Genomic DNA, 10,056 nt, shown 5'->3' with positions numbered 1-10,056 from the left:
CACCGGCCGGATCCTGGCCACCGGCGGCGATGTGCACGTCTCCGTGCCCGTCACCCTCTACGTCCAGCCGGAGACGGTCACGCTCCGGGTCAAGGTCATCGACCGCAACGGCAAGCCCGCGGTAGGCGACTCTTCCCTGGACCTGGTCAGCCTGGACACCGACAAGGGCGAGCGCCGCAGCAACCAGGGTGCGACCGAGCAGACGTACCGCGTGCGCCCAGGCGACTACCTCATCAGCAGCTTCGTGGCGACGTCCGACTCGAACAACACGCCTGAGTCGATCAGTTACCTCGCGCACCCGCAGCTTCGGATCACCCATGACACCACCGTCGTCCTCGACGCCCGCAAGGCCCACCAGCTGAGCCTGCACACCGACCGCCCCTCGAAGGTGAACCACGTCACGTTCAGCTACACCCGCACCTGGGACAACTTCTGGCAGGTGAGCGGATCGCTCATGGCCGACAGCGCTGACCAGAAGTTCTACGCCGCCGTCGACGGGCGCGCGCGGACGGGCTCCTTCGAGTTCCGGCCCACCTGGCGCGCGAGCGGCTCCCAGGACGGCGCGCCCTACGTCTACAACCTGTCGTTCCCGACCGAGGGCCCGCTGCACGCCGACCAGGTCTACCGGCCGAAGGACTCCCGGCTGGCCCAAGTCACCGAGAAGTGGAATGCGATGGGCAAGGAGGCCGACTACATCGACGGGCTGTTCATCGGTCCCTCCTGGAGCAGCAAACTCATCACCGTGAGCCTGTTCGACACGGTCCACGTGCCCAGCACCCGCACCGCCTACTACACGACCGACGAAACCTGGTTGCACGGCGCGATGACCAGCTACCCGTTTGCCGCGTTCATGAGCGACCACGGGCGCACCTACCAGGCCGGACAGCGGAGCACCGAGGAGTGGTACCGCGGCCTCGTGCGGCCGGCCGCGCCGCGCGACACCGCCGGCAACCTGGCGCTGGCCGCCGAGCGGCAGGGCCACCTGATCGGCATCCAGAGCGCGTTCTGGGTCGACGGATCCGGCGACCACTGGTCCTACGGCGGGTCGTTCGGCGACCTCGGCAACCTGGTGCTGAAGCGCAACGGTGTGCAGATCGCCACCAGCGCCTATCCGTACGATGCGTTCAGCGTGCCGGACGAGGACTCCGCGTACGAACTCACCCAGAACCTGGACAAGGTCCTGACCTCGGACCGGAACTGGCTGCGCTCCACCGCTGTCACCACCACCTGGAGCTTCCGCTCCCACCGGGAGCCCGACGTCTACTCGCGCGGCCTGCCGATCCTCTTCCCCGCGTACGACCTGCCGGTGGACGGCATGAACACCCTGCCCGCGCAGAGCGGCATCAAGGTCGGCCTGTCGGCCGAGGGCCACGCCGGGTACACCCCGGACGCAATCACAGCCGCCTCCATGTCCTACTCCTACGACGGCGGCACCACCTGGACCCAGGCGCCGACCCAGCAGAAGGACGGCAAGTGGACGGCCGTCCTCGACCACACCGGCGCCGCCGGCAAGCAGGTCACGACGAAGGCCACCCTCACCGACGCCAACGGCAACGCGGTCACCCAGACCATCACCCGCGCCTACGACGTCCAGTAACCACATGGTCCGGCCAGGCGGCCTCCTGCAACGGGCGGCCCGCCCGGCAAGCCACCTGCTGCCCCCACCCGTGGTCATCAGAGCACAGACCCGGCAAGCCGACAGCTCGCCGGGCTCCCCCTGGCCGTCTTCATGGGACTCGGAGCACGCACGGTGTACGCCAGGATCAATCCTCCGCAGCTCAGAGACTCAGGCGGAGACGAAGACCGGCCACGTACAACGCGAAGGGCTCCGTCGCAGTGTGCGGCGGAGCCCTTCGCGCGTACCCGGAGCCGGACCTCCAACGGACGGTGCACGCGCTGAAAGATGCCCGCGCCTGACCGGCCGCCCCACCAGCCGTCGTGACCGGTGGCCGATGGCCGGTCCTCGGCGGTGAGTGCGGAACCGCACTCACCGGACCGCCGATACGCCCAGCACCAGATCACACCCCGCGTCATACCAACCGGCAACCAACTGACCAGCACCATCACCAAAAACGTCAGCGCTAGATCGGCATCCGTGTCACCACCCGAAACCCCGACCACAACAACCTGAACAGCAGAAACCCGATACTCACTGCACTGACATCACGATGCCGAACCACCACCGACAAAAACGCAGATCATCACCAGCCCGCGGGAGCAGCGGTACGCGGTCACCGCGGTCCTTGCGGCCGGTAAGGAGAGCGAGGGTTACTTCCACACCACGCTGTACGTGTCACGCCCCGCAACGGATGCGGCGTAATCCCCACCGGTCACCGCGCTCGCTCAGACCGTGGCCCACGCGGCGGGTCGGTTGGTGGGCGGCGGCAGACAGGACACGCCCGTCGCTGTCGCCACTGACCTTTCCGATCCTCCTCACGGGTCGTTTCGCCGTGGCGTCAGGCGCTGGGTGAGGTCGGCTGTGGTGACGATGGCGTGGGCGAAGGTGGGGCCGTTGAGTTCGTGTGCGGCGTGCATCATCTCGGGGCTGAAGGCGGCTGTGGCGTCGCGTACGAGGGTGACGTGGTAGCCGAGCTCCATCGCGTGGCGGGCCGTGGATTCGATGCAGGTGTTGGCGAGCAGGCCGATGAGTACGACGTGGGTGATGCCGTGCTGCCTGAGCTGAAGGTCCAGGTCGGTGTTGGCGAAGCCGCTCTGGGCCCAGTGTTCGTGGACGACGATGTCGTCGTCGGTGGGCTGGAAGTCGGGGTGGAACTCGCCGCCCCGGGTGCCCAGGGCGAAGGTGTGACGCTGCTGGATGGCGCGCTGGGTGGGATTGGGGTGGGCCCAGGTGACGTAGTCGTCTTCGCGCCAGCGGCGATGGGGTACGAAGAATACCCTGATGCCCGCGGCGCGCGCGGTGGCGGTGACGGTTCGCAGGTTGTCCAGCAGGCCGACCTCGATGGCTACCTGCCTCACGGCAGGCCAGACCTTGCCGCCTTCCGACAGGAAGTCGTTGTACGGATCGACCAGCAGGATCGCCGTCCGACCGGGGTCGTAGTGGTCGTTCATGCCGATGCTCTCCTGACCTTGCGGTGGCTCGGTGGGATGTCATGCGATACCGATGGGTTCGCCGCTCATCAACGACACCTCGAACACTGCGGTCACGCCCGCCTCGGAAGACAGCTCTCCACGATCTCCCGGGCCCGGTCCATGACGACCGGCCACCGGATCCGCTGACGCGTCATACCGGTACTTGTACCCATCGCGCCGCCGCCAGCCCCAGGACTCGAAGCTGACCTCCCCACGGCTATCGCGTGGAGAAAGAGGTGTCGTCGTCCGGAACGGCTTGCCCACCAGGGCTGGCCTGCGAGAACGGGCGGTGTCCGATTTGGGGGGTCCGCGCCTTCGGTCACGCCTGCGGTCCCCCGCTGGAAGCAACTGTCCAGCCAACGGTTCAGCCGCCGCTCGGTGCAGCCCTCTCCGGGGCGAGCGCGGCCTCCAGACGGTCCAGGCGTTCGTAGAGGGCGCGGACGAGGCGGGCGCGGTTCTGCACGCAGCGCACGGTGCCCTCCACCGTCGCGACACCCACCACACGGCGGTCCACCTGGACAGGGATGTCCCGCCGACGGACCGGAAGCCCTTCAGCCGGTTGATGGCGCGTTCGACAGTGTTGCGTTTCTTGTAGCGCTCGCTGTCGAATCCGGTGGGCCGGCCGCCTTGAGAACCTCGATTTCGTCGGTGTTTCAGCTGGTCGAGGCGCTCGGGAATGGTGTGCGGGATTCCGCGTCGTCGCAGGTAGCGGCGATTTCTCCGGGATGTGTAAGCCTTGTCCGCCAGGACATGGTCGGGGCGGGTGCGAGGTCGTCCGACTCCGGCGCGAGGCACGGAAACCTGCTCCAGCACACGCTCGAGCTGGGGGCCGTCGCCGTAGTGTCCTGGCGTCAGGACGAAGGCGAGAGGTCGGCAGACCCGGCCGGCGTCAAGCGGATCTGGAGTGCTGGCCGGTCAACGCCCGCGACGTTGGAGAGCAGGCGGCCACGGGCCAGATCGGCCAGTGCCCGGGGACTGCGCTCCCGCGCACTGTCGCCTTCGAGCACGCCGTTGTGAGACTGCTGCGCAGGACGGCCGAGGCCGGGCGCCTTCGTATTCCGGTGGAGCAGGCGACCCGCGTCATCCACGCGGCGACGACGGGCGCCACGCTGACGCTGATCGGCGAAGAGCCCTCAAAGCAGGACCTGACCACATCGGCACGGCTGCGGGACACCGTCATCGCCTCGGTCACCACGCACTCGCCCGCCTCATCCGGGTCGGACCTGGCCTCGCGCGCACTCGCCATCGATGCCGCACTGGAAACCGCGCTCACCGCCGGGCCCCCGGCCGCGGGCGCCGGGGTGACCTTGAGAGCCACGGAAACGGCTCTGCTGCGCGAATGGCTGCAGCATCTGGCAGGCTGAACCGGCCGCCTGCGCTGTTTACCAGCGCATGTCGAGCGCGTCGAGTTCCACGCACCGCTCCTGGCTCAGCTTGTCCGCCCGCCTGCGGGCGTTGTCCACAAAGGTGCCCAGCCGCACGTCGGTCACCGTCGCGTCCGGCTCGACAAGCTGCTCAACAGCCTTGCGAGGAACGGAGCGCAGGCTGCCTTCGGCGTAGTACTGCCGGGCGGCCCGTAGGTTCACCGCCCATTTGTCGGCCTGTGTACGGGGCGCTGGGGGCCGTTCCTCCGGCGTGGCCGGGCCGATGCGGAGCATGTTCTCCAGCATCCATGCCTGCGCGGGCAGCAACTGGTCCCAACCCAGGGGCTGCGCGGTGACCCACGCGCCCAAGTCCTTGCCCGCCGCCCAGCAGTTCCACGCCCGCGAGGGCCACCCCCAGGTCCCGCGCAAGCACATCGAGACCGTTGACGGTATCGAGCACAAGCTCGGCAACTCCACGGACGCGCGTCGTGGTGCGTTTGCGGGCGGCGGTGCGCCGTTCGAGCATGGAGGTAGAAGAGCCGCACGGGGAACCGGCGGGCGCTGCCGCGTAGGCGGCTCCGCGTTGCTCCAGCGCAGGTCAGGAGACTTGATTATGGCTGCTCTGTCGGCCCCGCCCGCTCCCGTTCTGGAGGCGGCGGCGAAGAAGCTGGCCGAGGCCACCTTCCCGCACCCGCGGATCTACGAGATGCCCCCCGACCAGGGACGGGCCCTTCTCGACCAGCTTCAGAGCGGCGATGGTGTAGCCAAGCCCGAGGTCGACGAGGAGTGGGTCGACGTCGACGCTGGCGCTGGCGAGTGGGGAGCGGTGCGTGCGCGCATCGTGCGACCGAAGGGCGCGGCCGGGGCGCTGCCGGTGTTCATGTATATCCACGGGGGCGGCTGGGTGTTCGGCGACAGCGACACCCATGACCGCCTGGTGCGCGAACTGGTGGTCGGGGCTGGGGCGGCGGCGGTTTTCCCCATCTACGATTTGGCACCTGAGGCGAGGTACCCGACCCAGATCGAGCAGAACTACGCCGTCGCTCAGTGGATCCTGCGCCACGGTGCGCAGCACGCGATGGACACCTCCCGGCTGGCGGTGTGCGGGGACTCTTCAGGGGGCGGCATGTCCGCGGTGCTCGCCTTGATGGCCAAGGAGCGCGGCGACGTCCGTCTCAAGGCCCAGGTCCTGCTCTACCCGACCATGGACGCGAATTTCGAGACCGCCTCCTACCAGCAGTTCGCGGACCATTACTACAACACGCTCGAGGGGATGAAGTGGTTCTGGGATCAGTACACGAGCTACCCCGAGCAGCGCACCGAGCCGTACGCCGCCCCGCTGCGCGCGAGCCTGGACCAGCTGCGCGGCCTGCCGACGACCCTGGTGATCACCGACGAGGCCGACCCGCTGCGCGATGAGGGCGAGGCCTATGCCGCCAAACTGCGCGAAGCCGGGGTGGATGTCACCGCGGTGCGAGTCCTCGGGATGGTGCACGACTTCCTGATGCTCGACAGCCTGCGTGACGCCAACGCCACCAGGGTCGCCCGCCAGCTGGCCATCGACGCACTCAAAGCCGCACTATTGGACAACTGACCCCTGCGCCTGGCGCAGAGCGGGCGGTGAACTCTGCGCCGTCTGAATCGGCCGGAGTGGGTCGGTCCTCCTGGGCGGTCAATCTGGTGAGGACGCGGGGAAACAGCAGGACGATGGGCCTGGCGACGCGGTCAGAGCGGCCTTTTCTCGCAGCGATGAGGCTGATTCCGCCAAGGACCATCCGCATCTCCCGGGTGTCGGATGCCCCGCGTGTTTGCGAACCGTGAGGCTCAAGGGCACGGCCTCGGCACAAACCGCGATTCATGAGGAGGGCAAATGTCCGACACAGCTACCACTGCTTCCGTCCGGCACGAACCGGAGCTGCTCGGACAGACCGTCGTTGTGATCGGCGGCAGCTCGGGTATGGGCCTCGAGACCGCTCGGCACGCCCGAGCCGAGGGCGCGGACGTCATCCTCACCGGCCGCAACCCCGACCGGCTCGAGCAGGCGGCGCAAGAACTCGGCGCGCAACGCACAGCGGCCTTCGACGCCACCGACACGGCGGCCCTGAAGCGGTTCTTCCAGGATCTGCCGACACCGATCGACCATGTGATGGTCACAGCCGGCGGCCCACACTACGGGCCACTGCTCGAGATGGACTCGGCTCAGGTAAGCGAATCCCTCAGTAATCGTGTGGCGCTGGGACTCGAGGTCGCGCGCAACGCGGTCGGCAAGATGAGGCCTGGTGGCACGCTGCTGTTCATGGGCGACGCCGGAGGGCGGCGCGTCGTCCCGGGCATCGGCATCGCCTCTGCCGCCAGCGCCGCGTTGCCCCCGTTCGCCGCGGCGCTCGCGCTCGAGATCGCGCCGGTTCGCGCGAACGTCATCGCCCCAGGCTTCGTCGACACCCCCTTGTCGGCATCGCTACTCGAAGATCACATCGAGGAGCGGCGGGAAGAACTGCGCGCGAAGCTCCCCATCGGCCGCGTCGTCGGCCCCGCCGACGTCGCCGCGCTCGCCGTCCACATCATGACCAACACGGCACTCACCGGAGCGACCTATGACATCGACGGGGGGCAGCAGCTCGCCTTCTGATGAACGCGCGGCCCCGTACATCGCCCGCCCGGTCGGGCTCTCGGCTCCCGCGAACGCCTCACCCACGCATGGGCATCACGGAAGCATTCCCCCGTCGATCCACGCGCGAAGCAGGGCGACTTGCTCCTCAGACCACGTCGCGTTCTCATCCGGCGGCGGCATACGCTTCGTCGCAACTGTGTTGTAGACGCGCTCGGCGTTCTCCCGGACCGACATGTACACATACTGGTCCAGATGAACACCGCCCTTCGCCATGTGCTCGATGTCGATAGACCGGAACAGGGGGAGGATGTCGTGCGCGAATCCGGGCGCCGCGGTTGCTTCCGCCATGAGTTCGTCCTCTTGATTAGTGGTCTCTGGATCAGGTGATGGGCAAAACCATACCTATCCGCGGAATATCGATCTGCTCCGGAACCGAGCGATACCCGAACATCTCCATGTCGTCGACATGGAAGCCCTTGACGCCCAGGCCCTGGGGAACTGGCTGTTTAGCTCTGGTTCAGGCCCTGGCGATATTCCTGCTCGGCTCCGCGAGTGCCGTCCGCCATTCAGGCGCACCGAAGGCGTCCGCGAAGTACTGCGTCTCGTGCACCACATGCCCATGGTCAAATTCCATGATGCTCACTGAGTTGGTGGGCACCCCGTCGTAGGTGATGACACACTCGCTCACCCACAGATCCCCGCCGCCAACGATCCGGTGGACGGTGAAGTGCCGATCGGCGGGGTGCCCGCCACGTTGCGCCGAAATCGCCGCAAGGCCCCGGAATCGTTCGCCTGACTGGGGGTAGTCGAGGATCCCGTCTGCGGCGTAGATGGCGCGCTCGGCTTCGGTATCCCCACGTTCCGATGCCTGCCAGTGTTCCTCGATCGCGGCCCTGGTCCGGATATCAGGATCCATCGCATTGTCCCTTCTGTAGGCGACCAAGCTGTCCCGGGACCAGGGAACGCTTCGAGGCTTCCCCCCAGGGCGCTGGGACGTTGAACGTAATGGGCAACGGCGCGCGTCGCACTCGCTCAATTGGACAGTGCCTGTGCGCAAGTGCCCGTCGGGCCCATCGGCTCAGGGATCGAGTCTCTCCAAAACTGCGGCGGTCACCACCCCGTAAGCCAGATGGGGCACGATGTCGGCAATCCGGTCCTTGGCAGACCACGTGCGCGGGTCGGTCACTTTGAGCACGGTCATGGGCGCGTCGGTGCCCAGACGGGCGCCGAATCCAGCGGTCGCGTAAGCGATCAACCTGGTCGGACGCCAGCCCTCGGCCCTCACCAGGCCCAGAAGGGCACCCAGACCGATCCCGGCAGCGATGCCGGTCAGTGGCGCCAGGCCCGCGACTCGATTTTCCTTCTCAGCGCCGTGACCGGGAATAGGCAGGTGCATCGCCTGCGACAGCCTGTCGACGGTGGCTCGCGGAGTGCCGCTCGCGGGCCGCGCACGCCATGCCATGTCCAGATAGCCGACGGTGTTGAGAGCAGTGGTGCCGGCGGCACCGGCAGCGGCTCCGTACAGCAGTCCGGCGACGGGTCTGGTCATCGTCTATCCCTCGGTCTTCTGGCGTGCAGTGCGCCCCGCGCCAGTCAACGCTGGAGCCGGTTCGCCCGCCACCGGAAGTTGCGTTGTGTCGCCCGCGAACACGGTCGGATGGGGTGTGTCAATTTAACGGCTGATCTTGGTTGTTGAGGTTCAGTTGCTGGCCGGGGTGAGCCGGCCTTCGAAGGCGATCTGGAACGCGTTGAGGGGTGCTTTCCAGCGCATGGTCCATCGCTTGCGGCCCTTGCCTGTCGGGTCGAGGCTCATCAGTGCCATGTAGACGCACTTGAGGGCGGCGGCCTCGTTGGGGAAGTGTCCGCGGGCTCGGACGGCCTTGCGTATGCGGGCGTTCACGCTCTCGATCGCGTTCGTCGAGCAGATGACCTTGCGGATCTCGACGTCGAAGGAGAGGAAGGGCACGAACTCTGCCCAGGCGTTCTCCCACAATTTGATGACCGCCGGATACTTCCGGCCCCAGGCTTCCTGGAACTCCCCGAACCGCTCCGTCGCCGCCTCCTCGCTGGGTGCGGTGTAGACGGGCTTGAGGGCCTTGGCGACCTTGTCCCAATCCTGGCGGGCCGCGTAACGGAAGCTGTTGCGCAGGAGGTGAACTACGCAGGTCTGGACAATTGTGCGAGACCAGACGGTCTCCACCGCGTCGGGCAGGCCCTTGAGCCCGTCGCAGACCAGCATCAACACGTCGTCCAGGCCGCGGCTCTTCAGCTCGGTGAACACGTGCAGCCAGTACTTGGCTCCCTCGCCGCCGTCGCCGGCCCAGATCCCGAGGATGTCGCGGGTGCCTTCGGCGGTCACGGCCATCACGACGTAGATCGGCCGGTTGGCGACCTGACCGTCCCTGACCTTGACGTTGATGGCGTCCACGAAGAGGGGGACCGGGTAGACGCGATCGAGTGGCCGGTTCTGCCATTCGGCCATCCCCTCCATCAGGCATTGTCACGTTGGCTGACCAGAACGGCTGGGAGGCGACCCCCACCACCTCCGGGGCGAAGTCCAGCAGGATCAGCCGGCCTCGCTCCAGCCACGACTCGTAGCCCACGTGATCGCCGGTGGTCACCGCGTAGTACCAACCGGGGAAACTGCGGTCGCCCTTGTTCCAGCGGAACCCGCGTACCGGTGGCACGTCCTCGAACCTGACGTTCCATCCGGCACCCAATGCGGTGCGGCGGCGTTGTCCGCCGTCGAAGAAGTCCAGGTCGAAGGCGCTGAGCGCTAGATCGCCGTACGCGTGTAACGGTTCCCCCACCGTCTCCCCAGACACCCGGCCTCAGCGGCCACTCAGCCTTCGCTGAGAAAACCTAGCGGTCACCAGAGTTCGCTGACAATGCTCAACCTTCCCTACGTTCTTCTGTGGGACCGGGCGAGCCCTTCGTATGGTTGGCCTTCCCAGGGACGTCGGGTGTGGCTTTCAACCTTCTGCCGACTGT

8 protein-coding genes and 4 pseudogenes are annotated in these 10,056 nt (G+C 67.3%); 4 read left to right on the top strand and 8 right to left on the bottom strand.

Annotated elements, in window-relative coordinates:
• Nucleotides 1-1,597: pseudogene (locus ABZ826_RS37940) on the top strand (peptidase); the annotation flags it as partial.
• An 836-nt stretch (nt 1,598-2,433) separates the two neighbouring features.
• Here ABZ826_RS37940 and ABZ826_RS37935 read toward each other — a convergent pair.
• From ABZ826_RS37935 to ABZ826_RS37925, 3 genes and pseudogenes are all read right to left on the bottom strand, one after another.
• A complete protein-coding gene (locus ABZ826_RS37935; RefSeq protein ID WP_361458965.1) occupies nt 2,434-3,069 on the bottom strand; it encodes an isochorismatase family cysteine hydrolase in 636 nt (211 codons plus the stop codon).
• Nucleotides 3,070-3,454: 385 nt separating this feature from the next.
• Nucleotides 3,455-3,580 (bottom strand): annotated as a pseudogene (locus ABZ826_RS37930) (restriction endonuclease); the annotation flags it as partial.
• Nucleotides 3,581-3,624: 44 nt separating this feature from the next.
• A pseudogene (locus ABZ826_RS37925) lies at nt 3,625-3,966 on the bottom strand (transposase); the annotation flags it as partial.
• Nucleotides 3,967-4,103: 137 nt separating this feature from the next.
• Here ABZ826_RS37925 and ABZ826_RS37920 point away from each other — a divergent pair.
• Nucleotides 4,104-4,454, top strand: coding sequence for a hypothetical protein (locus ABZ826_RS37920; protein ID WP_361458963.1), 351 nt, complete (start codon nt 4,104-4,106; stop codon nt 4,452-4,454).
• 18 nt (nt 4,455-4,472) lie between these two features.
• On the opposite strand, the gene ABZ826_RS37915 is transcribed toward ABZ826_RS37920, so the two are convergent.
• A complete protein-coding gene (locus ABZ826_RS37915) occupies nt 4,473-4,748 on the bottom strand; it encodes a helicase associated domain-containing protein (protein WP_361458961.1) in 276 nt (91 codons plus the stop codon).
• 319 nt (nt 4,749-5,067) lie between these two features.
• On the opposite strand from ABZ826_RS37915, the gene ABZ826_RS37910 reads away from it, so the two are divergent.
• Complete coding sequence (locus ABZ826_RS37910; RefSeq protein WP_361458967.1) at nt 5,068-6,048, top strand: alpha/beta hydrolase; 981 nt, start codon at nt 5,068-5,070, stop codon at nt 6,046-6,048.
• A gap of 276 nt (nt 6,049-6,324) precedes the next feature.
• Nucleotides 6,325-7,083, top strand: a complete 759-nt coding sequence (locus ABZ826_RS37905; protein WP_361458959.1) for an SDR family oxidoreductase — start codon at nt 6,325-6,327, stop codon at nt 7,081-7,083.
• Nucleotides 7,084-7,158: 75 nt separating this feature from the next.
• Here the strand turns inward: ABZ826_RS37905 and ABZ826_RS37900 are convergent, their stop codons facing one another.
• The 4 genes and pseudogenes from ABZ826_RS37900 to ABZ826_RS37885 all read right to left on the bottom strand — a co-directional run.
• Nucleotides 7,159-7,413: a hypothetical protein gene (locus tag ABZ826_RS37900; protein ID WP_361458957.1), complete on the bottom strand. Its 255-nt coding sequence runs from the start codon at nt 7,411-7,413 to the stop codon at nt 7,159-7,161.
• Nucleotides 7,414-7,582: 169 nt separating this feature from the next.
• Entirely contained in the window at nt 7,583-7,981 is a 399-nt protein-coding gene (locus ABZ826_RS37895) for a nuclear transport factor 2 family protein (protein WP_361458955.1), read from the bottom strand.
• Nucleotides 7,982-8,143: 162 nt separating this feature from the next.
• The gene (locus ABZ826_RS37890; RefSeq protein WP_361458953.1) at nt 8,144-8,614 is read right to left on the bottom strand and encodes a hypothetical protein; all 471 of its coding nucleotides are present in this window, start codon (nt 8,612-8,614) and stop codon (nt 8,144-8,146) included.
• 150 nt (nt 8,615-8,764) lie between these two features.
• A pseudogene (locus ABZ826_RS37885) lies at nt 8,765-9,559 on the bottom strand (IS256 family transposase); the annotation flags it as partial.
• Nucleotides 9,560-10,056 lie beyond the last annotated feature (497 nt).

This window comes from Streptomyces sp. NPDC047515 (genome assembly GCF_040643055.1).
GTDB lineage: Bacteria > Actinomycetota > Actinomycetes > Streptomycetales > Streptomycetaceae > Streptomyces.
This window is presented reverse-complemented; position numbering and strand designations above follow the sequence as displayed.

What these genes read in the sequence shown, in the direction of transcription:
- ABZ826_RS37935 (WP_361458965.1), bottom strand. Translation starts at nt 3,069, where the DNA reads ATGAACGACCACTACGACCCCGGTCGGACGGCGATCCTGCTGGTCGAT.
- ABZ826_RS37915 (WP_361458961.1), bottom strand. Translation starts at nt 4,748, where the DNA reads ATGCTCCGCATCGGCCCGGCCACGCCGGAGGAACGGCCCCCAGCGCCC.
- ABZ826_RS37910 (WP_361458967.1), top strand. Translation starts at nt 5,068, where the DNA reads ATGGCTGCTCTGTCGGCCCCGCCCGCTCCCGTTCTGGAGGCGGCGGCG.
- ABZ826_RS37905 (WP_361458959.1), top strand. Translation starts at nt 6,325, where the DNA reads ATGTCCGACACAGCTACCACTGCTTCCGTCCGGCACGAACCGGAGCTG.
- ABZ826_RS37900 (WP_361458957.1), bottom strand. Translation starts at nt 7,413, where the DNA reads ATGGCGGAAGCAACCGCGGCGCCCGGATTCGCGCACGACATCCTCCCC.
- ABZ826_RS37895 (WP_361458955.1), bottom strand. Translation starts at nt 7,981, where the DNA reads ATGGATCCTGATATCCGGACCAGGGCCGCGATCGAGGAACACTGGCAG.
- ABZ826_RS37890 (WP_361458953.1), bottom strand. Translation starts at nt 8,614, where the DNA reads ATGACCAGACCCGTCGCCGGACTGCTGTACGGAGCCGCTGCCGGTGCC.